Source organism: Polaromonas sp. P4_F9 (assembly GCF_056401235.1).
On record NZ_JBFUJT010000015.1, the window covers coordinates 129,006 to 153,588 of the forward strand.

At 65.1% G+C, this 24,583-nt stretch carries 21 protein-coding genes; 9 read left to right on the plus strand and 12 right to left on the minus strand.

Annotated features, from left to right (window positions below; all coding sequences use genetic code 11):
- Positions 1 to 84: 84 nt before the first annotated feature.
- The 5 genes from AC1DUB_RS15000 to AC1DUB_RS15020 all read right to left on the minus strand — a co-directional run bounded on the left by AC1DUB_RS15000 (position 85) and on the right by AC1DUB_RS15020 (position 5,367).
- Entirely contained in the window at positions 85 to 1,983 is a 1,899-nt protein-coding gene (locus AC1DUB_RS15000; RefSeq protein ID WP_477719382.1) for a dipeptide ABC transporter ATP-binding protein, read from the minus strand.
- A 70-nt stretch (positions 1,984 to 2,053) separates the two neighbouring features.
- Positions 2,054 to 2,986, minus strand: coding sequence for an isoaspartyl peptidase/L-asparaginase family protein (locus tag AC1DUB_RS15005; protein ID WP_477719383.1), 933 nt, complete (start codon positions 2,984 to 2,986; stop codon positions 2,054 to 2,056).
- A gap of 50 nt (positions 2,987 to 3,036) precedes the next feature.
- Complete coding sequence (locus AC1DUB_RS15010) at positions 3,037 to 3,996, minus strand: MurR/RpiR family transcriptional regulator (protein WP_477719384.1); 960 nt, start codon at positions 3,994 to 3,996, stop codon at positions 3,037 to 3,039.
- A 379-nt stretch (positions 3,997 to 4,375) separates the two neighbouring features.
- Complete coding sequence (locus tag AC1DUB_RS15015) at positions 4,376 to 4,678, minus strand: hypothetical protein (RefSeq protein WP_477730165.1); 303 nt, start codon at positions 4,676 to 4,678, stop codon at positions 4,376 to 4,378.
- 131 nt (positions 4,679 to 4,809) lie between these two features.
- Positions 4,810 to 5,367, minus strand: coding sequence for a flavodoxin family protein (locus AC1DUB_RS15020; protein ID WP_477730188.1), 558 nt, complete (start codon positions 5,365 to 5,367; stop codon positions 4,810 to 4,812).
- Positions 5,368 to 5,488: 121 nt separating this feature from the next.
- Here AC1DUB_RS15020 and AC1DUB_RS15025 point away from each other — a divergent pair, with 121 nt between their 5' ends.
- Complete coding sequence (locus AC1DUB_RS15025) at positions 5,489 to 5,902, plus strand: VOC family protein (RefSeq protein WP_477730166.1); 414 nt, start codon at positions 5,489 to 5,491, stop codon at positions 5,900 to 5,902.
- 15 nt (positions 5,903 to 5,917) lie between these two features.
- On the opposite strand, the gene AC1DUB_RS15030 is transcribed toward AC1DUB_RS15025, so the two are convergent.
- Positions 5,918 to 6,553 (minus strand): LysE family translocator, encoded by a 636-nt coding sequence (locus tag AC1DUB_RS15030; protein ID WP_477730167.1) that lies wholly within the window; start codon positions 6,551 to 6,553, stop codon positions 5,918 to 5,920.
- 62 nt (positions 6,554 to 6,615) lie between these two features.
- Positions 6,616 to 7,143: a hypothetical protein gene (locus tag AC1DUB_RS15035; RefSeq protein WP_477730168.1), complete on the minus strand. Its 528-nt coding sequence runs from the start codon at positions 7,141 to 7,143 to the stop codon at positions 6,616 to 6,618.
- Between the two features lie 126 nt (positions 7,144 to 7,269).
- On the opposite strand from AC1DUB_RS15035, the gene AC1DUB_RS15040 reads away from it, so the two are divergent.
- On the plus strand, positions 7,270 to 8,220 hold the full coding sequence (locus AC1DUB_RS15040; RefSeq protein WP_477730169.1) for a helix-turn-helix transcriptional regulator: 951 nt from the start codon (positions 7,270 to 7,272) through the stop codon (positions 8,218 to 8,220).
- 36 nt (positions 8,221 to 8,256) lie between these two features.
- On the opposite strand, the gene AC1DUB_RS15045 is transcribed toward AC1DUB_RS15040, so the two are convergent.
- A complete protein-coding gene (locus AC1DUB_RS15045) occupies positions 8,257 to 9,594 on the minus strand; it encodes a D-amino acid dehydrogenase (RefSeq protein ID WP_477730170.1) in 1,338 nt (445 codons plus the stop codon).
- A 116-nt stretch (positions 9,595 to 9,710) separates the two neighbouring features.
- Here AC1DUB_RS15045 and AC1DUB_RS15050 point away from each other — a divergent pair, with 116 nt between their 5' ends.
- The 3 genes from AC1DUB_RS15050 (at position 9,711) to AC1DUB_RS15060 (ending at position 16,256) form a co-directional block, all read left to right on the plus strand.
- The gene (locus tag AC1DUB_RS15050) at positions 9,711 to 10,625 is read left to right on the plus strand and encodes a LysR family transcriptional regulator ArgP (protein WP_477730171.1); all 915 of its coding nucleotides are present in this window, start codon (positions 9,711 to 9,713) and stop codon (positions 10,623 to 10,625) included.
- Between the two features lie 158 nt (positions 10,626 to 10,783).
- Positions 10,784 to 12,031, plus strand: coding sequence for an ABC transporter substrate-binding protein (locus tag AC1DUB_RS15055; RefSeq protein ID WP_477730172.1), 1,248 nt, complete (start codon positions 10,784 to 10,786; stop codon positions 12,029 to 12,031).
- A gap of 163 nt (positions 12,032 to 12,194) precedes the next feature.
- Entirely contained in the window at positions 12,195 to 16,256 is a 4,062-nt protein-coding gene (locus tag AC1DUB_RS15060) for a PAS domain S-box protein (protein WP_477730173.1), read from the plus strand.
- 31 nt (positions 16,257 to 16,287) lie between these two features.
- Here AC1DUB_RS15060 and AC1DUB_RS15065 read toward each other — a convergent pair whose 3' ends face one another.
- On the minus strand, positions 16,288 to 16,839 hold the full coding sequence (locus tag AC1DUB_RS15065) for a hypothetical protein (protein ID WP_477730174.1): 552 nt from the start codon (positions 16,837 to 16,839) through the stop codon (positions 16,288 to 16,290).
- Positions 16,840 to 17,156: 317 nt separating this feature from the next.
- Here AC1DUB_RS15065 and AC1DUB_RS15070 point away from each other — a divergent pair, with 317 nt between their 5' ends.
- On the plus strand, positions 17,157 to 17,741 hold the full coding sequence (locus AC1DUB_RS15070) for a TetR/AcrR family transcriptional regulator (protein WP_477730189.1): 585 nt from the start codon (positions 17,157 to 17,159) through the stop codon (positions 17,739 to 17,741).
- A gap of 109 nt (positions 17,742 to 17,850) precedes the next feature.
- Positions 17,851 to 20,454, plus strand: coding sequence for a CHASE domain-containing protein (locus tag AC1DUB_RS15075; RefSeq protein ID WP_477730175.1), 2,604 nt, complete (start codon positions 17,851 to 17,853; stop codon positions 20,452 to 20,454).
- A gap of 30 nt (positions 20,455 to 20,484) precedes the next feature.
- Here AC1DUB_RS15075 and AC1DUB_RS15080 read toward each other — a convergent pair whose 3' ends face one another.
- On the minus strand, positions 20,485 to 21,369 hold the full coding sequence (locus AC1DUB_RS15080; protein WP_477730176.1) for a metallophosphoesterase: 885 nt from the start codon (positions 21,367 to 21,369) through the stop codon (positions 20,485 to 20,487).
- Positions 21,370 to 21,530: 161 nt separating this feature from the next.
- Between AC1DUB_RS15080 and AC1DUB_RS15085 the strand changes: the two genes are divergently transcribed.
- Positions 21,531 to 21,953, plus strand: coding sequence for a VOC family protein (locus tag AC1DUB_RS15085; protein ID WP_477730177.1), 423 nt, complete (start codon positions 21,531 to 21,533; stop codon positions 21,951 to 21,953).
- A 215-nt stretch (positions 21,954 to 22,168) separates the two neighbouring features.
- Complete coding sequence (locus AC1DUB_RS15090) at positions 22,169 to 22,345, plus strand: hypothetical protein (RefSeq protein WP_477719398.1); 177 nt, start codon at positions 22,169 to 22,171, stop codon at positions 22,343 to 22,345.
- 49 nt (positions 22,346 to 22,394) lie between these two features.
- On the opposite strand, the gene AC1DUB_RS15095 is transcribed toward AC1DUB_RS15090, so the two are convergent.
- Together AC1DUB_RS15095 and AC1DUB_RS15100 are read right to left on the minus strand one after the other, a co-directional pair.
- On the minus strand, positions 22,395 to 23,405 hold the full coding sequence (locus AC1DUB_RS15095; protein WP_477722005.1) for a Bug family tripartite tricarboxylate transporter substrate binding protein: 1,011 nt from the start codon (positions 23,403 to 23,405) through the stop codon (positions 22,395 to 22,397).
- 193 nt (positions 23,406 to 23,598) lie between these two features.
- Entirely contained in the window at positions 23,599 to 24,555 is a 957-nt protein-coding gene (locus AC1DUB_RS15100) for a LysR family transcriptional regulator (protein ID WP_477730178.1), read from the minus strand.
- Positions 24,556 to 24,583: the final 28 nt, after the last annotated feature.

Sequence of the window (24,583 nt, forward strand, 5' to 3'; positions counted from 1 at the left end):
GGGAAAACTCCTGGTTCAGGTTGAGGGGAAACACAAGCGAAAAACAAGCGAAAAGCGGATCGAAAAAATGCAGGCTGAAGAAAATTAGTAGGCGCCGGCAATGCGGTGCTGCGCCACGAAATGGCCGGGGCCGACCTGCACCAGCGGCGGCACGACGGGCTCGTCGCCGACGGCGCGCAGGGGGCTGGGAATCTCGCCCTCCATCAGCTGGCGGCTCAGGTGGCGCCGGCTCGGGTCGGCCACCGGCACGGCCGCCATCAGCTTGCGGGTGTAGGCGTGCTGCGGGTTTTCAAAAATCGCGCGGCGCGGGCCGATCTCGACAATCTGGCCCAAAAACATCACGGCTACACGGTGGCTGATGCGTTCGACCACCGCCATGTCGTGCGAGATGAACAGGAATGCAATGCCCAGCTCGCGCTGCAGGTCCAGCATCAGGTTGACGATCTGGGCCTGGATCGAGACGTCGAGTGCCGACACCGACTCATCGGCAATCACCACCTTGGGGTTGAGCGCCAGGGCGCGCGCGATGGCGATGCGCTGGCGCTGGCCGCCCGAGAACTCGTGCGGGTAGCGCTGGGCGTACTCGGTGGGCAGGCCGACTTTTTTAAGCAGCCAGTCGACCCGCGCCTGCGCCTCCTTGCCGCTGGCAATCTTGTGCACCAGCAGCGGCTCCATGATGGAAAAGCCGACGGTGACACGCGGATCCAGCGAGGCAAACGGATCCTGGAAAATGAACTGGATATTGCGGCGCAGCCCTTGCAGCGTGCTGGTGGGCAGGTCGCGGATGTTTTGCCCGCCAAACTCAATCACGCCGCTCTGGCTTTCGACCAGGCGCAGCAGCGAGCGGCCGGTGGTCGATTTGCCGCAACCCGATTCACCGACCAGTGCCAGCGTTTCGCCGGGCCGAATATCAAAGCTGACTTTTTCCACCGCGTGAACGCGGCGTGCCACGCGGCCCAAAAGCCCGCTGCGCACATCAAAGCGTGTCACCAAATCCTGCACCCGCAAAATCGGCGCGCTGCCGGGCTCGATCGTGTCTTGCGGTTGAGCCGTCTCGCGCGGTGCCGCATCGGCCTCTTCGGTGCGCAGCAAGTCGAACTTGAGCGGCAATTCGGTGCCTTCCATCGCGCCCAGCCGTGGCACGGCCGACAGCAGTGCGCGGGTGTAGGGATGGCGAGGGCGGGCAAAAACTTCTTCGGAGGCGCCTTGTTCCACCTTGTCGCCGCGGTACATCACCAGCACGCGGTCGGCCACTTCGGCCACGACGCCCATGTCGTGCGTGATGAAGACCACGCCCATGCGCATTTCGTCCTGCAGCGCGCGAATCAGTTGCAGGATTTGCGCCTGGATGGTCACGTCCAGCGCCGTGGTGGGTTCGTCGGCAATCAGCAGCGATGGTTTGCACGACAGCGCCATGGCGATCATCACGCGCTGGCGCATGCCGCCCGAGAGCTGGTGCGGGTAGCGGCTCAGCACATTGCGCGCTTCCGGAATGCGTACGAGTTCGAGCATGCGCAGGGCTTCGGCGCGTGCGGCGCTCGCGCTTTTTCCCTGATGCTCCTGGATCGATTCGGCAATCTGGTCCCCGGCGGTGAACACCGGGTTGAGCGAGGTCATGGGCTCCTGGAAAATCATCGCGATGTCGGCGCCCCGAATGCTGCGCAGCGTCGCGTTGCGCGCCTGCGCCAGGTCAAGCACCTCGCCGCTGCGGCGCCGAAACGCCATGCTGCCGTGGATGATGCGGCCGCCGCCATGTTCGACCAGGCGCATCAGCGCCAGCGAGGTGACTGATTTGCCCGAGCCCGATTCGCCGACGATCGCCAGGGTTTCACCGCGGTCCACATGAAAGGAGAGATTGCGCACCGCATCGACCGTGCGCTCGGAGGTGGTGAAGCGCACCGACAGGTCGTTGACAGCCACCACCCGGTTGTCGGGCAGGTACAGGGCGCTGGGTTGAGAGGCTTCGGCCACGGTGGATTGCATTGCGGTGCGCTTTTGTGTGGAGGTGTGTGGAGATATGTTGGAAGTGCAAGGAGCGTGCCGCAGATGGCGATCAGCGAAAGATCGCGGTTTGCGGTGTCTCGCCGACGCGGGCATGGCCGCGGTACATGCCTTCGGTGTTGAAGGGAAGGCTCAGGTTGCCCTGCGCGTCGACAGCAATCAGGCCGCCCCGTCCGCCCATGGCGGGCAGCACGTTCATCACCACCTGCTGCGCCGCCGCGTCCAGCGACAGGCCGCCGTAGGCCATGCGCGCGCAGATGTCGTAGGCCGCCGCCGTGCGTATGAACATTTCGCCGGTGCCGGTGCAGGAGACGGCCGCCGTGCGGTTGTCGGCATAGGTGCCGGCGCCTATCAGGGGCGTGTCGCCGACGCGGCCGGGCCGTTTGTTGGTCATGCCGCCGGTGGAGGTGGCGGCGGCCAGATTGCCGTGCGCATCGAGCGCGACGGCGCCCACGGTGCCGAATTTGCGGTCATCATCCAGCGGCGCCGCGCCGGCTGCCGAGGGACGGAACACCAAGGCCGCACCGTCGTGGTCCAGCACCGCCTTGTCGGTGGACAGTGCGCGGCGCAGTTGCTCGCGGCGGGCCTCGGTTGAAAAGTAATCGGGCGAAACCATCTCCAGCCCCAGGCCTTCGGCGAAGGCTTCGGCGCCGGCGCCCACCAGCAGCACATGTTCGCTGTACTCCATCACGGCGCGGGCGGCGCGCAAGGGGCGGCGCACGCGGCTCACGCAGGCCACCGCGCCGGCGCGCAGGGTGGCGCCGTCCATCACGGCAGCGTCCAGCTCATGGGTTTCGTCATGGGTGAAGACCGAACCATGGCCGGCATTGAAGAGCGGGCAGTCTTCCAGCAGGTCAACAGCCAGGCTGACGGCGTCGAGCGCGCTGCCACCATCGGCCAGCAACTGCTGCGCAGCCAGCAGGATGCCTTGCAGGGCGGCGTGGTAAGCCGCGTCCTGCCCGGTGCTGATGTGCTTGCGGCTCATGGTGCCGGCGCCACCGTGGATGGCAATGAGTGGGAGGGGCTTGGGCGGTGTCACTTGGGGGCCTTTGAGGATTTCGATTTGGCGCTGGCCTTGCGGGGCGCAGGCGCAGGCGCTGCGGCCTCGGCGCGCAGCCGGCCGCTGTGGCTGCCGTGCAGCCAGGGCAGCACCGATTCGGCCAGCTGCGTCGCCGCCTTGAGCGAGCCCTTGGCGCGGTGGGCGACCGCGCTGCTTAACGCTTCGATGAGTGCCAGTGCGCTGGCCTCGGAGTTGGCAAAGTACTGGCTGTCGGTATGGGCGTAGAGCGCCACCGTGGCCAGCGGCGCCAGCGGGGACGTCACGCGATCCGTGAGCGCCAGCACCGGCACGCCGGCTTCGCGTGCGCGGCGCGTCAGCAACACGGTGTCGGCGAAATACCGGGGGTAGGCAATGGCGATGAGCAGGTCTGTGGGCTGCAGGCGTGTCAGGACGCGCGCGGCGTGGGAGGAACTCTCAATGTTGGCCAGCAACTGCACGTTGTCGCAATACGGGTCCAGGCTGCGCTGCAGCAGCCCGCCCAGCCAGCTGCTGGCGCCAAAGCCCATGATGTAAATGCGCTTTGCATTCAGGATGGCGCCCACCGCCTGCTCGCAGCTGTGGGCATCGAGCGATTGCCGCGTCAAGTCGATATTGCGCTGGTTTTCCGCCAGCGCGCTCGCGAACACGTCAGCCACCGTGGTGGGGTGTTCGAGCGTGCTGCGCAGCTTCTCGACCGGGGCCAGCGTGGTTTCAAAACCCAGCACCAGCGCCGCGCGGAACTGCTGGTAGCCGTCAAATTCGAGCGCCCGCGCAAACCGGTTGGCGGTGGCCACCGAAACCCCCAGCGTGGCGGCCAGCTCGTCGATGGGCATGGTGGCGGCCTGCAAGGGGTGGGCGAGCACATAGTCGGCCATCTGCCGGTGCGAGCGTGTCAGCGTCGGCAACACGCGTGCAATGCGCTGTGCCATCGAGGGGTTGCCGGGAACAGTTGTCATCAGGGTCAGGCGTGAAATTGAATGTATATAAATTTACAAAACGACTCATGATAGCGAAATTTTTGATCATTTGGAATCGGTACCAGCCCCCGCGATGCGTTGTCCGGCGATGGCAATGGCCTCGCTCAAGGGACGGGCTTCAGACATCGGCGCTGGAGGGCTGGCACGGTTCAGTGCGCCATTTTCTTGGGTGAAAATAGCCTCTGGTCCACGTAATTCGGGCGTAAGAAGCTATTAAAACAATAGCAAGCGATGGGTGGCGGACCCGGTTGATGGGTCAGGCCGAGTGCGGGAGGGCGGCGCAGAGGCGGGAGGCGGATGTGCGGGCGAGCCGGCAAAAGCCGCGACGTGCAATGAAGGATCGCCCACCGGCGGCTGCTCAGGACTTGAGCTTTTTATAGGCCCGGTCCATTTCGGGCCCCTTGCTGGTGTCCTTCAGCCCCTTGCGCACATCCTGCTCCGCCTGCTCGATGAGGGGGTTGGTCTGTTCGCCGGTCATGTCAACCGCCTCGTCACGCTCATGCGGCAACTCCAGGCTGCTCTCCACGGACCGGTCTGCGGGTGTGATGGGCTGATCGGGTAGCGGCCGCTGGGCGCGCGGCGACTTGCCGGGCATGCCTTTGCCGGCAGCGGGTTGATCGACAGGTTCGCCGGGCGGTCCGGCCAGTTTATGTCTGGGCATATGCCCGAGTCTGGACGCCCTGTTGTTGCGGTGCTGTCAGCCCGACAAGCCACCGGCTGTAGGAAAAGGCCACGTTGCCGAAGCATGAAGCCATTGCCGCACACCAGGCCGCAGCCGCGCTGGCTCCGGGATCAGCCAGCCAGGAAAGTAGCGGCGTGCGCCACGGCAGCCGTATCGGCCTTGACGGCGTCGGGTGGTCCGCCCTTGCCCCACAACTCGCCGCCGTAAGCCATGGCCATGAACTGCGCGCAGAGCCTGATCGAGTCCATCATGGGCTGCGCCTTGGCGCGGTCGCCGCTGGTGGTGACCAGCCACAGCTTCTTCTTCGCCATCTCGTCCTTGAAGGGCAGGCCCGGCACGCGCATCCAGGCACTCCAGTGGTCCAGGTAAATTTTCAGCGGTGCCGGAATGCTGTACCAGTAAACCGGCGCCACGAACACGATGTCGGTCGCGGCCAGGGTGGCATCGAGCAGCGTTTTCATGTCGCCTGCCGGCATGTCGTACTGCCCGGTGGTGTGGCGCTGGTCCACGAACAGCGGCAACTGCATGCGGGACAGGTGATGCCAGTCCTGCGGCGTGCCGGGAGGCAGCGCGGCGGCGGCCTGCCGCGCCAGCCATTCGGTGTTGCCTTGCGCGCCGGGTTCACGGGTCGAGGTGGCGAGAAAAAGAAAGCGGGGGTTCTGCTGCATGGCGGCCATGGTACTGGCTCTGGCGGGCCTTTGCAGGCCTTTGCGCGCGCAGGGTCTGGCCGTGCATGCCAGAATGAGCGTGATCGGCATGCAGGTCTTTTTGAGCTTCTTTGAGTTTTTTATGATCCATATCCGCGAGATTGATCACATCGTCCTTCGGGTCATTGACCTGCAACGCATGCTCGGGTTTTACACGGGCGTGCTGGGCTGCACCGTTGAACGCCGGCAGGACGACATCGGCCTGGTGCAGCTGCGCGCCGGGCGCTCGCTGGTGGATCTGGTGCCGGTGGACGGCAAGCTGGGGCGGGCCGGTGGTGCGGCGCCCGGCGCGCAAGCGCGCAACGTCGACCATTTCTGCTTTCGCGTCGAGCCCTTCGATGCGGTTGCCATTCGCGGGCACCTGGCCGCCAACGGCGTGCAGGCGGGCAAGGTGGAGTCCAGGTACGGCGCAGAAGGCGAGGGACCTTCGATTTACCTCACTGACCCCGAAGGCAATACCGTGGAGCTGAAAGGGCCCCCAGGCCCGCCCGCCTGAACACCCTCGGCACGGTCACAGCTGGCGCCAGCCCTGCCAGGCGGTGAAGGCCGCGCTCAGCATCAGCATGGCGCCTACTGCGCGCGCCAGGGCAATGCTGGCCGTGGGGCGGCTGGCCAGCCACCGGTGCGTGCCGCCGGCCGCCAGCGCCAGCGAGCCATACACCCCGGTTTGCGTCAGCGCAATGATCAGCCCCAGCGCGATCGCCTGCAGCCACAGCGAGCCGTACTCAAGCCGCAGGAATTGCGGAAAGATGGCCAGCATGAACAAATAGGCTTTGGGATTGAGCAGGCAGGTGAGTGCTGCCTGCCGAAAGGTGCGCCATGGTGAGTGCGAATGGACGGCGGGCAAATCACCCAAGACGGAGGTGCTTTGAATCAATGACCAGCCTATCCACGCGATGTAGGCGCTTCCCGCCAGCAGCATGACGTGGAGCATGCCGGGAACGAGTTGCAGCAACAGTCCCAGTCCCAGCACGCCGGCCACCACATGGCACATGCCGCCGGCCACGATGCCGCTGACCGCGAAGAGGCCTGACCTGCGCCCGCCGGTCAGCGAGCTGGCCATCACAAACGCCATGTCCATGCCGGGCAGGACGATGATGCCCAGCACCATCAGGAAAAACAGCCAGAGATGGGAGAAGTGGTCCATGGGTGACGTGCCCTTTCTTTTTTTTCAGCAGCGCAGCAATTCATCAGCAATTCATCAGCAATTCAGTAACGGGCTGCGTAGTAGGCAGGCCGGGTCAGGGTCATCACCCAGTTGGTTTCCCAGTGGCGCCCGCCATCGTCCGAGAAGGCCTGCTCCCAGCGGGCCCTGCCCGGCGTGATCTCCGACCACAGAAAGCGCACCCGGACCGGCCGGCCCTCGTGCGTGTCGGTGCCTTCAAAGCGGCCGATGCCCTTGGCAAAGGCGCCGACCACAGGCGGCTGCAGCAAGCCGTCGCTGCGGCTCACCCAGTAAATGCTCCACTGCCGGGTTTGCGGGTTGAAAAAGCGCAGGGCCATGCCGATCACGCCTTGTCCCTCCACCATCAGGTCGTTCATGTTGCCCAGGCCACCCAGCAGCAAGGCACCATCCTGGACGGCCTCGAAACTCTCCCATTCGGTGCAGCCCTGCAAGCGTTTGAGCAGCCGCTGGTTGCTGACCAGCCAGCGCCCGGTGATGAAATTGAAGTCGTGGCGTCCATCGGTGAGCTGGATGGGTTGCGCGGCCTGAGCGGGATTGGCGGTTGTCATCATGGTGGTTTTTCCGAAAGAAGCAGTGAGGAGTGGGTGAGCAGTGCTGGTCGTGAAGCACCGTAAAAATCCAGTCTAAAGAAGTAATAGGGTGATTTCAGTCCTAATTACGGAGTAGACTTTTTGACCATGTATTCCCCGACCACACGCGTGCTCACGGTGCTGGAATTGCTGCAGGCCCACGGCCGGCTGAGTGGCGCCGAGCTGGCCCGGCGGCTGGAGGTGGATGGGCGCACGTTGCGCCGCTACATCGCCAAGCTCGAGAGCCTGGGCATTCCGGTGGTGGCGGAGCGCGGTCGTTATGGCTGCTACAGCCTTGTCGCCGGCTTCAAATTGCCGCCCATGATGTTCACGGACGACGAGGCGCTGGCGCTGTCGATCGGCTTGGTGGCCGCTCGCGGGCTCGGGTTGGCCGAAGCGGCGCCTGCCGTGCAAAGTGCGCAGGCCAAGCTCGAACGCGTGATGCCCGGCAAGCTGAAAAACCGGATCCGGGCCCTGGGCGAGACGGTGACGCTGGACCTCACCCGGGCGGTCGCGCCCGGCGACAACACGGCGCTGCTGGCCCTCAGTGCGGCCGCCCATGGCTGGCAGCGCGTGCACCTGAGCTACCAGTCGGCCGACGGCGTGGTGACCGAGCGGGACTTTGATCCCTACGGCCTGGCCTACCGTGGTGGGCGCTGGTACGTCGTCGGCCTGTGCCACCTGCGTGGGGGACTGCGCTCATTCCGGCTGGACCGCGTGCAGCAGGTCCAGCCGCTCAATGCGGTGTTCACGCCGCCGGCGGATTTCAATGCGGTGCAGCACCTGGCGCTGGGCCTGGCTACCATGCCGCGGGCAATCACGGTCCGGGTGTTGTTGCACGCGGATTTGCAGTGCGCGCAACAGGCGCTCCCCGAAAGCATCGGCGTGTTCCAGCCCAGTGAAAAGGGGGTGTTGCTGCATAGCCAGACCGACCATGTGCCCTGGTTTGCGCGGCAGCTGGCACGGCTGCCGTTTGCCTTCGAGATTCAGGAGCCGCCTGCCCTGCGCGAGGCGCTGCGCGCCTGGGCGCAACAGCTGCTGGACCAGCATGCGGCATGACACGCCATGTCCGCACGGGCCGCCCCAAGGCGGGCCCTAGGCGGCCAGGGCTCTTTGCGGCTCGCGGGGACGGTCAAACCCGTAAAAACCGAAATTCATGGCCGGCGTTTCGCCGCTGATCAGTTCGGCCATGGCCTTGCCTGAGCCGGCACCATGCGTCCAGCCCAGTGTGCCGTGACCGGCATTGACCCACAAACGGCCTACTTTGGTCCTTCCGATGTAGGGAATGTTGGTCGGCGTGGCAGGGCGCAGGCCGGTCCAGAAATTCGGCTCGCCGCCTTGCTCCGCCAGCCGGGTGTCGCAGACGCCGGGCAGCACCTGTTCAATGCGGTCGGCCAGCATCCTGCAGCGGGCTTTGGCCAGCGGCGTGTCCAGCGACAGGTTGTAACCACCCACTTCGATGGTGCCCGCCACACGCAGGTGGTTGCCCAGCCGGCTCATGGCGCACTTGACTTCGTCATCAATGGTGCTGACGAAAGGAGCCAGCTCCGGCTTGAGCAGCTTGAAGGTGGCGCTGTAGCCCTTGCCCGGGTAGATGGGCAGATCGACGCCAACCGTGCGCAGCAGCGGCGCCGTGTAAGAGCCGCAGGCCGCCACCACCTCATCTGCCTGGAGGTGAATAATATTTCCGCGTTTTCCATTTGCCGTACGGGCGCGAACCGCGACCGATTCGATCGCGCCGCCGGCCTTCTCGAGGTGGTCGATGTCGTGGCCGTAGAGGAAGCGGACACCCCGGTCGGCGCAGCGCCGGGCCAGGGCCTGGGTGAACATGCGGGCATCGCCGCTTTCGTCGCTGGCGGTGTAGGTGCCGCCCACGATGCGGTGTGCAAAAGACTGGAAGGCCGGCTCGATGGCGAGCAGCTCGGCCGTGCTCACCACGCGCCGCGCCACGCCGTATTTCTGCATCAACACAGCGGCGTCGCCGGCGGTGTCAAACGATTTCTGGTCGGTGTAGTAATGCGCGATGCCGCGCTCCAGCCGCTTGTATTCAATGCCGGTGGCGTTCACCACGTCCTTGAGGGCGGCGTGGCTGTAGGCGCCCAGCGCCACCAGTTGCTGCACGTTGCGTTCAAAGGCGGCGTCATTGCACTGGGCCAGAAATTGCAGGCCCCAGCGCCATTGATGGATGTCCAGCTTGGGTCGGAACAGCAGCGGAGCATCATTGCGAAACATCCACTTCAGCGCCTTCAGCGGCGCATCCCGGTTGGCCCAGGGCTCGCAATAGCTCACGGAAATTTGCGCGGCATTGGCGAAACTGGTTTCCAGCGCCGCATCGGCCTGCCGGTCCACCACGGTCACGTCATGTCCGCGCTCCAGCAAGTGCCAGGCGGTGCTCACGCCAATAATTCCCGCACCCAAAACAACAACTTTCATGACCGTGCCTTTCCGTCCTTTCCGTGCGTTGGAGTGTGAAGGATGTTGCTTTCAATTAAAAGAAAAATTAAACTATCAGTGAAAACATCAGTCTGGCTAATAGTGAGGGAGTTGCCATGAGTACGTTTGACCCGGACGCGCTGGAGTGTCTGGCCGCGATTGTGGAAGAGGGTGGTTTTGAGCGCGCGGCCCAGCGCCTGTCGATCACGCAGTCGGCGGTGTCGCAGCGCCTGCGCGCGCTGGAGGCCCAGGTCGGCACCGTGCTGATCGTGCGGAGCCGGCCACTCAAGCCGACCTCTGCGGGCCAGTTGCTGCTCAAGCACACCAAGATGCTGCGTCTTTTGCGCGCCGACCTGGAGCGTGACCTCAAGGAGCTGGCACCGAGCTCGCTGGGCGGCGCGCGCGAAGAAGAGCGCATCTCCATTGCCATCAATGCCGACAGCATTGCCACCTGGGCCATGCGGGCGCTGACCGATCTGGCGCAGCAGGGCCTGCCGATGGAAATCATCGCGGACGACCAGGACTTCACCCAGGAATGGCTGCGCGAAGGCCAGGTGCTGGGCTGCGTCACCACGCTCAGGCAGGCCTTGCGCGGATGCAAGATGGTCTCTCTGGGCGCCATGGAATATGTCGCCGTGGCCGCACCGGCATTTGCGCGGGACAGGCTGGCCAACTCGACGCTGACCGCCCACAATTTCCGCGACATACCCTTCGTGGCGTTCAACCGCAAGGACGACATGCAGAGCGAGTTCGTCGGCAAGGCCTTCGGGCTCAAACGTGTCACGCTCAACCAGCTCTTTGTGCCGTCATCGGAAGGCCAGGTGCGTGCCGTCCTGGCGGGTTGGGGCGCCAGCGTGGTACCGCGGCTGCTGGCGCAAGGGTTGATCGATCAGGGCCTGCTCGTCAATGTGCTGCCCACCTGCACGCTGCCGATCCAGCTGTACTGGCATTGCTGGAATCTGGAGTCCGAAGTGCTGGATGCGCTCACCGCGGCACTGCGGCAGGCGTCGGCCCTGTCGCTGGTGCCTTGATGCGCCGGGCGGCAGCCGCCAGCCTGCCACCGGGAGCCGCTCCCCGCCGCCGCCCCGCAGGCTGACGGCTCACTGACGCCCGTCCCTTTTTTAGGGGAAAGTCTGGTGCGTCCCCGCGCCTGGCGCCGCCTATCCTGCGTGGCTACAGGAGACACAACATGTTCATCAGCTCACGTCTTGCCGGCTTCGGCGCTGCCGTTGCCGCCCTCGTGGCGCTGGGCACCGCGCTGCCGGTGGCCGCCCAGGGGGGGTCCGCTGCGGCGGCAGCCCCGTCCCCGGCTGGCAACACGCTCAAGATTGGTGTGATTGGCCCGTTCACCGGCGCGTCATCCGACTTCGGCGTGCCCATGCTCAACGGCATCCAGCAGGCGGTGGACGAGATCAATGCGGTGGGTGGCTACCTCGGCCGCAAGCTGCAGATTGTGCGCAAGGACGACCAGGCCAACCCCGATGTGGGCCTGAAAATGTCGCAGGAACTGGTCGCCGAAAAGGTGTCCGCAACCCTTGGCTTTTGCAATACCGGCGTGGCCGCCAAGTCGCTTGAGGTCTACCAGGCCAACAAGCTGCCGCTGATCATTCCGTGCGCCACCGGCTCGCCGCTCACGGCGAAATACCCCGCGGCGGAAAGCTATATTTTCCGCACGTCGGCCAGCGACGGCATCCAGGCCCCGTTCGTCGTGGAGGACATCCTCAAGCGCGGCTGGAGCAAGGTGGCGGTGTTCGCCGACACCACCGGTTACGGCGAAGCCGGCCTGCGGGATGTGGAAAAAGCGCTGGGCGTCAAAAACCTGAAGCCCGTTTATGTCGCCCGTTTTGCGCTGGGCGTGAAGGATCTCGGCGAGGAATTGAAGGCCGCCAAAGCGGCGGGCGCCAACGTGGTGTTCAGCTACACCGTGGGCCCGGAGAACGCCGTGATCGCGCACGGCCGCCAGGCCCTCAACTGGAAGGTGCCGCAAGTAGGCGCATGGACCTTGTCATTTCCGTTTTTCATCGATGGCGGGAAGGACGCAGCGGATGGCGCGCTGATGGCCCAGACATTCATTGCCGAGCCCAGCAACGAGCGCCGCGCTTCTTTTCTGGCCAGTTACGCCCGCAAATTCAATGTCAGGAAAATTCCGGTGCCCATGGCGGCTGCGCAGGGTTATGACGCCGTCTACATCCTCGTGTACTCGCTGTTCGGCATACGCGACGGCAACCTCAGCGGCCCGGCCATCAAGGCCGCCCTCGAAAGCAAGAGCCGCACGTACTACGGCGTGGTGGCTACCTATGACCAGCCTTTCAGCAAGCAGGACAAGGACGCCGCCACGCAGAACATGCTGGTGATGGGCATGGTGAGACATGGTGTGGTCACGTTTGCTTACCCCGAGGACGCCAAGCGCAACCTGTTTGTGCAGCGCAAGCAGTAGCCGACTCTGCGCGCAAGTCCGCAAGTCCGCAAGTCCGCAAGCCCGCGAGCCCGCGAGCCATAGCCCGCGGACCGGCCTATTTACAAACATCGCTGCTTTCCGCACACTCAGGCAAGATGCGTGCGTGGCGCTGCATCGCCGCGAAAGGCACAAGGTAACCGGGATGCTGAGTTGGGGAGGGCTTCGTTTTCGTCTGGTGCTGCTGGCGCTGATTGCGCTGGTGCCGGTATTTGGTCTCTTCGCTTATTCGGCCGCCAAAAGCCGGGAGACGGCGCTTGAGCTGGCGCGGTCCAGGCTGCAGTCCGACGTGCTGCTGGCGGCGGCACACCAGCAGCGCCTGGTGGACCGGGTCGCACAGCTGCTCGGCGACATTGCCAGCGGGCCGTCGATCAAGGACACGCGAAACCGGGTGTGCGTGCAGTACCTCAAAAACCTCCAATCGCAGGATTCAGCCTATGTCAACCTTGGGGTTGTGAACCTCGACGGCAAGGTCTCCTGCCATGCGATGGAGGCCGGCTTCGAGGTGTATGCGGGCGACCGGTCCTTCTTCCGGCAGGTGCTGGCCGGCCGGAAGTTCTCGGTGGGCGACTACACCATAGGGCGCGCCAGCGGACGACCAGGGATTAGCTTTGCCGTGCCGGTCTACAGCAGCGAAGGCGTCCTCAATGGCGTTGCGGTTGCCGCGCTGGACATCGGCAGGATGACGGAGGCTCTGGCCGCCGGTCCGGTTCTGGAGGGCGCCCGGTTGCGGCTGATTGACAGGCGCGGCACCGTCGTGGCGGAGCACCCTGCCGGCCCGGGCTTGCAGGGCAGCCGGGAGCGCGATGCCGTGGTGCTGGACGCCGCGCAGGCCCGGCAGTCAGGCATGCGCGAGGCCGTGGATGCGGACGGTGTTGAGCGCGTCTATGCGTATGCGCCGGTCGGCGGCACGGCAGGCGACGGATTGTTCGTGGCTGTCAGCGCGCCGCGTGACGTCATCACGGCCGGTCCGCGCAAGGCATTTCTCATCAATCTGCTGGCCCTGCTGGGCATGACGGGCTTTGGCATAGGCTGCGCATGGTGGCTGGGTGTCCGCTCGATTGTCAAACCGGCCGGCGCGATTTTGACAAAAGCCCACGAGATCACCGGCGGCAATCTGGAGGCGCGCGTCAAGCTTGGCCCGCTGCACCCTGGCGAGTTCGGCGAAATCGGCTCGTCCTTTAACCGCATGGCCGAGTCCCTGCAGGCACGCAAGGATGAAGCAGGTGCCGCATGGCGCCGGGTAGACAAGGAGCGCGCCTTGCTGGACCTCGTCATCAACAGCATGAGCGAGGGTGTGGCGGCGGTCGATACCGAGGGACGCTTTCTGCTTTTTAACGACACGGCGGGCAAGCTTTTTTCGACCGCCGGGCCCGGCACGTCGCTGGACGCGTGGCGCCGTGACCACGAATTGCTGACGCTCGACGGAAAAACTGTCTACGCATCGGCGGACCGGCCGCTGACGCAGGCCCTGCGCGGCGCTACGGTCGATAACTGGGATGTGCTGTTTCGCAAACCGGGCCTTGAGGACCGCGTCTTGAGGGTCAGCTCCAGGCCGCTGCGGGACAGCGACGAGCAACTGATTGGCGCGGTGGCGGTGTTCAATGACATCACCGACCTGAAGGCTGCGGAAAGTTTTTCCCGCGATCAGCAGGAGGTGCTGGCGCTGATTGCCGGAGGCGCCCCCCTGTCGAAATCGCTCCAGGCCATTGTGCGGCTCATCGAAGGCCGGGTGGCCGGCGGTCTGTGCTCCATCCTGCTGGTCGACGGCCCACAGCTGCGGCATGGGGCTGTGGGCAGCTTGCCGGAGAGCTTCATGCAGCTGATCAACGGGCTTCCCGTCGGCCCGGGGGTGGGCGCCTGCGGCACGGCCGCTTTCCTGAAGCAGCCGGTGATTGTGGAAGACATCGCGACGGACCCCCTGATGAAGGACTTCCGCGAGGTGGCCAGGACTTACGGCCTGCAGGCCTGCTGGTCCACGCCGGTGGTGTCGGGCGAGGGCGAGGTGCTGGCGACGTTCGCCGTTTACCACCGTACACCCCGCCAGCCGCGGGACAAAGACCGGGAACTGCTGGATACCGCAACCCGCCTGGCCCGCATCGCACTGGAGCACGCCCGCGCGCAGGCGGCGCTGGTTGGCAGCGAGGCGCGCTTTCGCGAACTGGCGGACAACATCCAGGAGGTGTTTTACAACCGCGACGCCCGCACCGGCCGCATGCTTTACGTCAGCCCGGGCTACGAAAGGATCTGGGGGCATAGCTGCGAGAGCCTCTACGCCGATCCCAAGTCCTATCTCGGTGCCGTTCTGCCCGAAGACCGGCCCGTGCTAAAGCTCGCTGACGAGCTCACAGAGGCCGGCAAGGTCTCCGATGTGGAGTACCGCATCACCTCCCCGGATGGCCAGACGCGCTGGATACGCGATAACTCCTACCCGGTGTTCAATGCCGCGGGTGAACTCGAGCGCGTGGTGGGCACGGCACGCGACATCACCGACCGCAAGCTCGCTGACCTGGCGCTGGCCAGCACCAACCGTGCGATGCAAATGCTCAGCCGCTCCAGCGTGGCCCTGAACCGGATTGATGACGAGGCTGGCCTGCTGGCCGAGGTTTGCCGCGTGGCCGTTGAGGCGGGCAGCTACCGCATGGCCTGGGTGGGGTATGCGCAGGACGACGAGGCAGGCAGCATCCTGCCCGTGGCCCATTTCGGCCACGAAGATGGCTACCTGTCCTCGATCCGGCTCAGCTGGCTGGACAACGAGGCGCTGGGGCAGGGTCCCGCAGGCCGCGCCATTCGCAGTGGCCAGCCCCAGCAGACTGGTGACATCGCGCAGGCCGACCATCGTTTCAGATGGAAGGCGGCGGCCTTGCAGCGGGGCTACCGAAGCGCTCTGTTTTTGCCCTTGTGCGATGGGCCGAATACTTTTGGTGTGCTGGGGCTGTATGCCGGCGAGGTTCAGCATTTCTCCAGCGACGAGGGCAAGCTCCTCCAGGAGCTTGCCGACAACCTGGCCTTTGGCATCATCAGTCTGCGTGCCCGGCTGGAGCGCCGGCGGGGGCAGGAGGCCGCGCGTGAAGTCGCGGCCAAGGTGCGCGAACAGGCCTCGCTGCTCGACCGTGCGCAGGATGCCATCATGGTGCGCAACCTTGACAGAACCCTGCGTTACTGGAACAAGGGCGCGGAACAGCTGTACGGCTGGACCGCCGAAGAGGTGCTGGGCAAGACCATGGAGGAGCTCATGTACCGCGACCCGCAAGTGCTGATCAACGCGATGAACCAGACTTTGGCCAACCATGGCGAGTGGACCGGCGAGCTGGAGCAGGTGGCGCGCGATGGCTCCATCGTGTACATCGAGGCGCGCTGGACGGTGGTGCGCGATGAGCACGGCCAGGTCAACGGCGTGCTCGGCATCAACACCGACATCCGCGAGCGCAAGCGGGCGCATGAAGAAATCCTGCGTCTCAATACCAGCCTGGAAGAGCGCGTGCAGCAGCGCACCGCGCAGCTGGAGTTTGCCAACAAGCAGCTGGAAGCTTTTTCCTATTCGGTTTCGCATGACCTGCGCACGCCGCTCAGCGCCATTGACGGGTTCAGCGATCTGCTGGACAAGGCCCTCGCCAAAACAGTCGCTGGTCCACAGGCCGAGCGCAGCCGGCACTACCTGTCGCGCATCCGTGCGGGCGTTTCGCAAATGGGCGAACTGATAGATGCCATGCTGTCGCTGGCGCAGGTGTCGCGCGCCAGCCTGCGCTGGGAGCGGGTGGACCTCAGCGCCCTTGCCCTGGACGTGCTGGGCCGCCAGCAGGACCGGGAACCTGGCAGGGTGGCGCAGCTGCATGTCGAGCCCGGCCTGGCGGCTCAGGGCGATCCGCGGCTGCTCCACCAGGTGCTCGAAAACCTCCTGGGCAATGCCTGGAAATTCAGCGCCGGTGCGGCCCGTACCGAGATCACCTTTGGCCAGCAGGCCGGTAGTGCCGGCGAGACGGTTTACTTTGTGCGGGACAAAGGCGCGGGTTTTGACATGGCTTATTCCGAAAAGCTCTTCGGCCCATTCCAGCGCCTGCACTCGCCGTCCGAGTTTGCCGGAACCGGCATCGGCCTGACCACGGTCCAGCGCATCATCGCGCGCCATGGCGGAAGGGTCTGGGGCGAGGCAGCGCTTGGCCGCGGCGCAACGTTTTACTTCACGCTGGGCGCGGCGAGGCTTTAAGCGGACAGGCCTGCGGGCGGGGGTTTAAGGCTTAAAGGCCATGCGCCTGCAGCGTCTCACGCAGGGTCTGGGCCTTGTCGGGATCAAACTGCCCCTCGACCCTGGCCAGGACGTCGCCCTGGCGGTTGACGACGACGGCATAGGCCTGGTCGGTGCCATTCAGGCCCGCGGCGCGCACGAAGCTGGCTCGGTCGGTGAACACCGGCACCAGCCGGGCCCGCTCGGCATCTGCGGGATAGTGTTGCCGCAACTTGTTTTCGATCGCGCTGCGGCCTGTCAGCGTTCCCGGGTCATGGAGGACGGGCATGCGCATCCAGGCAATGGACGGGTCGTTCCTCAAATCGAGTCCCTGGATCCAGCTTTCAACCTGGGCGCGCTGGCCTCGCTGGAAGGTGATCAGCGCCAGGGTGCGGTCAGAAGGCAGCCCTTCCGGCACCATCACGGGTTGCTGCTGCAGCGTCTGCGTCATCGCGGCTGGCAAACGGCCCATCACGCTGGACTCGTTGGGCGCCACCAGCGCAAAAGCAAAGGCGAGGCTTGCCGCTCCAAGCCAGGCGCCAAGGTACGACGTTGTGTTTTTCATCACGCTTCTCCCTGGGGACCGGTTCAAATTATGTTGCGCTGCACCTTTTCCAATCCCTTTCCTGCAAATTACATCCAAACGCAGGCTTTGCGCAAATCAACAATTGGAACAAAGTGTGATTACCGTTGGGTAGCACCTTGGCCAACAAGTTCACCAAACATATGCTGCGTCCAGCGTTGCGGTCCGGTGGCGGTGCATGTGGCCTAAAATGCCGCATGTCTCCCCGCAGTCCCGTCATCGCCAGCAGCGCCGCACCTGTCACGGCCAAAATCAGCGCACTCAAGGCCGGCCCGGCTCGGGTTCCATTCAAGGTGCAGATGCTGCAGGCGCGCGAGGAGGCCATCGTCCAGGCGGCCAATCGCCTGCTGGCCGAAAAAGGCTTCGACCTGATGACGGTTGACCAGGTGGCCGCCGACGTGGGTATTGCCAAGGCCAGCCTTTACAAACACTTTTCCAGCAAGGAAGACCTGGCGGCAGCAGCCATGGTGCGGGTGTTGGGCCATGCCCGGACGTTTTTGGCCGGGCTGGCCGGGCTGGCCGCCGGCGCGCGGCCCCTCGATCAGCTCAAGGCTGTGGTGCGCTGGATGATGCAGATGCAGCTGGCCGGCGAGATGCCCTCGTTGCCCAGCCAGAACTCCAGCCTGCGTGCCGCGCTGATGGCCAACAAGGCTTATCTTGACGGGTTGATGGTGATCAGCGACCAGATTGGCGGCTGGATTGGGCAGGCCCAGCAGGACGGCAGCCTGAACCCGGCCTGGCCACCGCTGCTGGTGCTTTATACGCTGTATGCACGGGCCTGCGACCCGGCGCTGGAGTTTCTGAAGGCGGGCGGACAGCACAGCGATGCAGAGATTGTCGAGCTGGTGCTGGGCACCTGCTTTGACGGGCTGAGCAGCCGGTAATTCTGCCGCGTCTGACTGGAATCACGTTGCACCATGTAACCTTTCCGGCGGCGCCTGCTGCCGAAGCGACCCCCCGTAGACGCCTCCTCCGGCCGATCCTGGTCTTGCCATGAGCCGGCAGGTATTGCCCGCTGAACAGCCCTCCATCACCAGCCAGCGCGCCGCCGCGGGCATGGCGGGGCTGGCGCTGGCGGTGGGGCTGGTGTTCACCGGGCTGGGTGTGTTCTGGGTGAATGACGGTATCCAGGCCGAAGCCAGGGCGCGCTTTGGCCGCCAGGTGGACCGCCTCCAGGCCGATGTGGAAACCCGCCTGAACGCGCCGCTGGTGGGCCTCAGGGGTGCGGCCGGTGTTTATGCGGCCAGCCATTCGGTGGAGCGTGCCGAGTTTCGCGCCTATGTGGAGTCCACGCAGATCCAGCAAGAGTTCCCTGGCGTGCGTGGCTTTGGCTTGCTGGCGCGGGTGTTGCGTGATGACCTGGGCCGCTTCGTCAGCGCAGAACGGAGCGATGGCGCACCCGCCTTTTCGGTCAACGCGGCTGGCAACGCGCCCGATCTTTATGTTGCGAAATTCATCGAACCCGAGGCTGACAACTACCCCTTGCTCGGTGAGGACCTGGGCGCCGATGCCGTGCGCCGCGAGGCCATCGAACGGGCCGTGGCGACCGGCGCGCCGACACTGAGCAAGGAAGTCCTGTTGTTGGGAGCCTCCCGGCAGGACCGTGGATTTGTCTACCTGCTGCCGGTTTTCCGGACCGGCACCGACCCCTCAACACCGGCGCAACGCAGCGCGGCCTTGATCGGGCTGCTGTTTGCGCCCCTGGTGGTTGCCGAGGTCATGGACGGTGCGGCCGCGGCCGTACAGGGACAGGCTGACTTTGAACTCTTTGACGGCGCCAGCGCCACGAAGGATCAGCTGATTTATGACTTTGACGGGCATCTGGCCTCCAGCAAGGGCGAGATTGGCCCGGCGCACTATGCCGACCGCCTGATTCACGCGTCACGCGCCATTTCAGCCGGCGGGCGCATCCTCACGCTGCATGTCAGCACGACGGCCGCTTTTGAGGCGCAGGCCGCGAGCCCTGTGCCGACCCTGCTGGGCCTGGGCGGTGTGGCGCTGAGCCTGTTGCTCGCGGTATGCATCTGGCTGCTCGGCAGCAGCCGGGCGCGGGCCCTGGCTGCGGCCCAGCACATGATGCTCAGCCTGGCCCATGAGCAGCAGCGTCTGCTCAGCATGGTGGAAGGCACCAATGTTGGAACGTGGGAGTGGAACGTGCAGACCGGCGACCTCCGCCTGGACGAGCGCTGGGCCGGGATCATCGGCTACAGGCTGGGCGAGTTGCAACCCGTCAGCATCCAGACCTGGCGCAACCAGGTGCATCCCGATGACCTGGCGCGTTCCGACGCCTTGCTGCAGCAGCATTTTGCCGGCCAGACGCCTTACTATGACTTCGAAGCGCGCCTGCGCCACAAGGATGGCCGCTGGGTCTGGGTGCTGGCGCGGGGCCGGGTATCGGAGTGGACCAGTCAGCGCAGGCCCGACCTGATGGCGGGCACCCTGATGGACATCACCGAGCGTCAGACGGCCCAGCTGGCCCTGCGCAACAGTGAAGAGCATTTCCGCCAGCTCTACGAAACCAGCCTCGACGGCATTTTGCAGACCCGGCCCGATGGCCAGGTGCTGCATGCCAACCCGGCCGCCTGCGAGCTGTTTGGCATGAGCCTGGACGAACTGCGGCAGCGTGGCCGGCACGGCTTGGTCGACCCCAACGACGCGCGCCTGGAGCCGCTGCTGGAGGAGCGCCAGCGCGAAGGCAAAGCTTACGGCGAACTCCGGATGCTGCGCAGTGACGGCTCCCACTTTGAGTGCGAACTGTCATCATCGATGTACCTCGACCACGGCAATGAGGCCTGCGCCAACGTTGTGCTGCGCGACATCACCGTGCGCAAGCGCTCGGAAGCGCGCATCACCGAACTGAACACCGAGCTGGAGCAGCGGGTCAAGCGGCGTACGGCGCAGCTTGAAGCGTCCAACCGGGATTTGCAGGAGTTTGCCCATTCGGTGGCGCATGACCTGCGCCAGCCCATCATTGCCATCGGCGGCTTCAGCGGTTTGCTCGAACGCATGGTGAGCGATCCCCATGGCAAACACTACCTCGCGCGCATCAAGGCGGGTGTTCAGCAGGCGGGTGAGCTGACCGAGGCCCTGCTCGCGTTGGCCAATCTGTCGCGCGTACAGCTGCGGCCACAGCTGGTGGACCTGAGCGCCATCGCGCGCGGCGTGATGGACAACCTGCAACTGCAGCAGCAAGGCACGCGCGTGGCCAGTATCTGCATTCAGGATGGCCTGGTGGCGCGGGCCGACCCCATGCTGCTCAGGCTGGTCATGGAAGAGCTGCTGGGCAATGCCTGGAAATTCACGTCGCGGCAGAGCTTTGCTGAAATCAGCTTTGGCGTGCGCGAGGTGGCCGTCGGTGAGACGGCCCAGACGGTGTATGAGGTCAAGGACAACGGGGTCGGTTTCGAAATGGCGCATGCCGGCAAGCTGTTTCGCAGCTTCCAGCGCCTGCATTCCCCGATGGACTTTCCCGGTGCCGGGGTGGGTCTGGCCAACATTCGCCGAATCATTGCGCGCCATGGGGGGCAAATCTGGGCCCAGTCGGCCATTGGCCAGGGTGCCAGTTTCTGTTTCACACTCGCACATCCCCGGCCCTGAGAGGGCTGGGGATGCCGGCTTGAAGTGCTATCAATTGTGTAGCTTGCAACCCGTGGAAAAAGAGGGCGGTCCAATTTCGATCAGCAAATCGGGCTTGAACGCCAGCTGCTCGCCTTTGCGCGCATAGCCCAGCGGGTTGGCCACCACGCGGCAGCCATCCTTCACGTAATCAACCGGGCAATGCAGGTGGCCATGCAGCCACAGATCCGCGCTGGCGAACAGCTCGTCCAGCGAATTGCAAAATCCGGCTGTGCCCGGAACCAGTCCGTAGCGCGGGTCGGCGCTGAGCAGGCTGGGTGCGAAGTGGGTGACGACTACGGTGGGTCCGTCAAAGGGCGCCGCCAGCGCCTGCCGCAACCAGGCCTGGCTTTTCAGGCCTTCTTCCCGCACGGCCTCGGCCAGCATCGGCTGGCCGCCGCGAAACGCGTGGTGCCTGTTCAGGTAGAAGTTGGCGGCGCGAAAGGCTTTTTCGCGGGCCTTGCGCTGCGCTTCATCGGTGACGGTCCCCGCCCGCGCCGCAGCGATGGCGAGCGCATCAAAATCGGTCCACAGCGTGCAGCCGATAAAGCGCACACCCTGCAGCATTACGGTTTCATGCTCCAGCCAGACCAGGCCCAGCCGCTCGCAGGTTGCGCGCAGCCGCGCTTTCGTTTCGTCAAAATCCAGCCCGTCGTACTCGTGATTGCCGGGCAGGAAAAGCACCGGCGTCGGCCAGCCCGCACCCCCCTGGCTGACTGGCAGCGGCGAAAACCGCGCCAGACCAAAGTCGCTGATATTCAGGCTGCCCAGCTGGGAGCCATTCTGGTAGGAGCCGATGTCGCCGGCGAGCACCAGCAGGTCGGCGCCGGGCAGGGGCCGCGCCCTGAAATGTGGATCGGATTCGAGGTGCAGGTCGGACAGGAGCTGGATGTTCACCGGGTCATTGTGCGGGAAGAGCGCCATCCCTCGCCAGCTGCGCCCCGACTGCGCGCCGGGGCTTGAAAAAAGTTGCCCGGGTGATAGGCTGGTTCATGCGCTCTTGCACTCTTGCATTGATGCATTCCTGAATGCGTCAGACCATCACCGGAGAAGCTGCCATGAAACCGCGCATCACCCTGATCACCCTGGCTGTCGACAACCTCCAGGCGTCCCTGGCGTTTTACCGCGACGGGCTCGGGCTGGCCACGCAAGGCATTGTGGGCGAGCAATTCGAACACGGTGCTGTCGCCTTCTTTGACTTGCAGTCCGGCCTCAAGCTGGCGATCTGGCCGCGCGATTCCCTGGCGCATGACACAGGCGTGGCCAAGTCGGCGCGCAGCGCCACCGAGTTTTCAATAGGGCATAACGTGGCGACGCGGGAAGAGGTGGATGCTGTCATGGAGCAGGCACAGCGGGCGGGCGCGAAGATCGTCAAGCCTGCCCAGCCCGCCTTCTGGGGCGGTTACGCCGGCTATTTCCAGGATCCGGACGGTCACCTGTGGGAGATAGCCTGGAATCCCCAATTCGGCGTCACGGACTAGGGGAAGAGCCATGAGGCCCTGGCCGGGCCGCACATCCGTCCTCCGCCGCGCCTGCAAGTCAACGGGCACCGGGCCCCGTCGCCGGGGTCATGTCCGGCTGCCGGCCTAACTATGCGGGTTTTGCATGGTTTTCGTGCCTGTTTAGGCTTGTAAACCTAGGGAAAACCCTTAATCTAGGTTCATTGCAACTTTTCGCCCCCTTGGGCGGCGTCGACATGTACACCCTGATTTCCCTGATAGTTCGTTTTTTGCCCTCAGCGCAGGGCGTGGCCCCGGTCAACGGTGTGGCGCACAACCTGATGGAGCGTGCCGAATCCCGTGCCGGCCGCCATCCGCGCCAGGCCCAGGAGCTGCGCGACGCCGCCCGTGCCTACCTCAGCGTGATTCGCTGAAGCCGTCCGTAAATCTCGCCGGGGGCCGCGCGCGGCGTCGAACCGCCCGTTAAAGCTTGACGCCTGCGCCTTTCACGGCTGGCGCCAGCACGGATACCTGCTCGCGGACAAAGCCGGTGAAGGCCGCGCTGCTGACCGGGCTGGTGGTGATGCCCAGGTCCAGCATTTTCTTTTTGACCTCGCTGCTGGCCAGGATCTCGTTGCACGCGGTATTGAGCCGCGTCACCATGTCGGCGGGCAGGTTGGCGGGCCCGCTGAGGCCGAAAAAGTTGTCCAGCACCAGCTTGCGGTAACCAAACTCCACGACGCTGGGCACATCGGGCACCAGGGGTGAGCGATTCGCCGACGTCACGGCCAGGGGCACCAGCTGGCCGCTCTTGAAGTAGGGCACAAAGGCTGTCAGCACATCAATGCCGATGGGGATCACGCCGGCAATCAGGTCGGTCGTCATGGGCGCACCCCCGCGGTAGGGAATGTGCACCAGGTTCACGCCCATGGCTTTTTTCATCAGCTCGCCATAGATATGGCCGATGGAAGCGGGGCCGCCCGAGCCAAAGTCGAGCCGGCCGGCCTTGCGGGCCTGTGCTTCCACGTCGGTGATGGTCTTGATCGGCGCGGCCGGGTTGGCCATCACCACGCAGGGCGCGTTGCCTATCAGCGCAATATGGGTAAAGCCCGCCACCGGGTCGTAGGGCTGCTTTTCCAGCGCAAAGGGGCCGATGGAAATCGGCGTGGAATTGCTCAGCATCAGGGTGTAGCCGTCGGCGGGCGCCTGGGTCACCACCAGCCCGCCCACGCTGCCGCCGGCACCGGGCCGGTTGTCCACCACCACAGCCTGGCCCAGCTTTCGACCCAGTTGTTCGGCCATGACCCGGGCCACGATGTCGCTGGCGCCCCCGGCAGGGAAGGTGACCACGATCTTGATCGGCTTCTCGGGCCAGGCGGCGAGTGCCGGCAGTGCCACGCTGGCAGCGCCGGCAGCCAGCACCTTCAGTGCGGTGCGGCGCGGCAGGCGCTGGTGGGATGAGGTGAGGCCGGTAGGCAGGACGGGATGAGGCATGGCAGGCTCCTGAAAACAGCAGAAAAAACTGTGTGCAACAAGCGGTGCAAAAAGCATGCCCCAGCGCAAGGGGCATCCCGGTCAGGTTCAAGTCGCTATCAATAAAGTAGCTGAACTCCCGGACATTATTGGGCTATTCCGCCGATTTGTCCCAAAGAGTTGTCAGGTCGCCGCTGGCCGATGGTCAGTTCGGTCAGCTCGAAAAGGCCTTGTCGGCCGCCCGCAAGACGGCCTCGCGCAGCCACACGTGGGCGGCGCGCTGCTGCGAGCGGCGATGCCACACCGCGTCCACATGCACCGGCGACACGTCAAAGGGCAGGGGGCGCAGCACCAGCTGCTCGGCGATGCCGGTGACGCTGACAAAGTGGCGTGGCAACACCGTCAGGAGGTTGGAATTGGCCACCACCCGCCCTGCCGTAAAGAACTGGTTCACCGTCAGCACCACCTGGCGCTCGCGCCCCAGCGAGGCCAGCGACTCGTCAATAAAGCCATACGGCCGGCCTGAAAAGCTCACCAGCATGTGTCGCGCCGCGCAGAAGCGGTTGAGCGTCAGGGGGCCGCTGGCCAGCGGATGCCCTTTGCGCATCACGCAGACATACTCGCCGTCATACAGTCGCCGGTGCTGGAAGGGCATGGGCTCGCCGCTTTGGGCATGGGCCGTCAGGTCGGCCAGCACCGAGGGGAAATAACCGACCGCCAGGTCGCAGGCTTCCTCGTCCAGCAAGCGCCGCGGGTCGCGCGTGGTCAGCGGTATCACCCGCATGGACACCCCCGGCGCCTCCTGCTCCAGCGTCTCGGTCAGCCCCGGTATCAGTTCCGCCGCCGTGGCGTCGGCCATGGCCAGCACAAAGGTGGTGCTGGCATTGCCCGGCACAAACTCGCTGGGGAGCAGCGACTCCTGCAGCTGTTGCAAGGCCTCGCGCACCGCCGGCCAGATGGCGCGCGCGCGCGGGGTGGGGGCCATGCCCTGGCCGCTGCGCTGCACCAGTTCGTCGCCCAGTGTTTCGCGCAAGCGGCGCAAGGCATTGCTCACGGCCGGCTGGGTCAGCGACAGGTTGCGCGCCGCCCGTGTCAGGCTGCGTTCCGCCATGACCTCGTCAAACACGCGCAGGAGGTTCAGATCGAGGGTACGGAAGTTGGTTGGGCTCAAGGGGCGCTCCTTCATTAACGGGCCGGGC

Bases quoted from the DNA above. Each gene is read 5' to 3' on its own strand.
- AC1DUB_RS15000 (WP_477719382.1), bottom strand. From the start codon at position 1,983: ATGCAATCCACCGTGGCCGAAGCCTCTCAACCCAGCGCCCTGTACCTG.
- AC1DUB_RS15005 (WP_477719383.1), bottom strand. From the start codon at position 2,986: ATGAGCCGCAAGCACATCAGCACCGGGCAGGACGCGGCTTACCACGCC.
- AC1DUB_RS15010 (WP_477719384.1), bottom strand. From the start codon at position 3,996: ATGACAACTGTTCCCGGCAACCCCTCGATGGCACAGCGCATTGCACGC.
- AC1DUB_RS15015 (WP_477730165.1), bottom strand. From the start codon at position 4,678: ATGCCCAGACATAAACTGGCCGGACCGCCCGGCGAACCTGTCGATCAA.
- AC1DUB_RS15020 (WP_477730188.1), bottom strand. From the start codon at position 5,367: ATGCAGCAGAACCCCCGCTTTCTTTTTCTCGCCACCTCGACCCGTGAA.
- AC1DUB_RS15025 (WP_477730166.1), top strand. From the start codon at position 5,489: ATGATCCATATCCGCGAGATTGATCACATCGTCCTTCGGGTCATTGAC.
- AC1DUB_RS15030 (WP_477730167.1), bottom strand. From the start codon at position 6,553: ATGGACCACTTCTCCCATCTCTGGCTGTTTTTCCTGATGGTGCTGGGC.
- AC1DUB_RS15035 (WP_477730168.1), bottom strand. From the start codon at position 7,143: ATGATGACAACCGCCAATCCCGCTCAGGCCGCGCAACCCATCCAGCTC.
- AC1DUB_RS15040 (WP_477730169.1), top strand. From the start codon at position 7,270: ATGTATTCCCCGACCACACGCGTGCTCACGGTGCTGGAATTGCTGCAG.
- AC1DUB_RS15045 (WP_477730170.1), bottom strand. From the start codon at position 9,594: ATGAAAGTTGTTGTTTTGGGTGCGGGAATTATTGGCGTGAGCACCGCC.
- AC1DUB_RS15050 (WP_477730171.1), top strand. From the start codon at position 9,711: ATGAGTACGTTTGACCCGGACGCGCTGGAGTGTCTGGCCGCGATTGTG.
- AC1DUB_RS15055 (WP_477730172.1), top strand. From the start codon at position 10,784: ATGTTCATCAGCTCACGTCTTGCCGGCTTCGGCGCTGCCGTTGCCGCC.
- AC1DUB_RS15060 (WP_477730173.1), top strand. From the start codon at position 12,195: ATGCTGAGTTGGGGAGGGCTTCGTTTTCGTCTGGTGCTGCTGGCGCTG.
- AC1DUB_RS15065 (WP_477730174.1), bottom strand. From the start codon at position 16,839: ATGAAAAACACAACGTCGTACCTTGGCGCCTGGCTTGGAGCGGCAAGC.
- AC1DUB_RS15070 (WP_477730189.1), top strand. From the start codon at position 17,157: ATGCTGCAGGCGCGCGAGGAGGCCATCGTCCAGGCGGCCAATCGCCTG.
- AC1DUB_RS15075 (WP_477730175.1), top strand. From the start codon at position 17,851: ATGAGCCGGCAGGTATTGCCCGCTGAACAGCCCTCCATCACCAGCCAG.
- AC1DUB_RS15085 (WP_477730177.1), top strand. From the start codon at position 21,531: ATGAAACCGCGCATCACCCTGATCACCCTGGCTGTCGACAACCTCCAG.
- AC1DUB_RS15090 (WP_477719398.1), top strand. From the start codon at position 22,169: ATGTACACCCTGATTTCCCTGATAGTTCGTTTTTTGCCCTCAGCGCAG.
- AC1DUB_RS15095 (WP_477722005.1), bottom strand. From the start codon at position 23,405: ATGCCTCATCCCGTCCTGCCTACCGGCCTCACCTCATCCCACCAGCGC.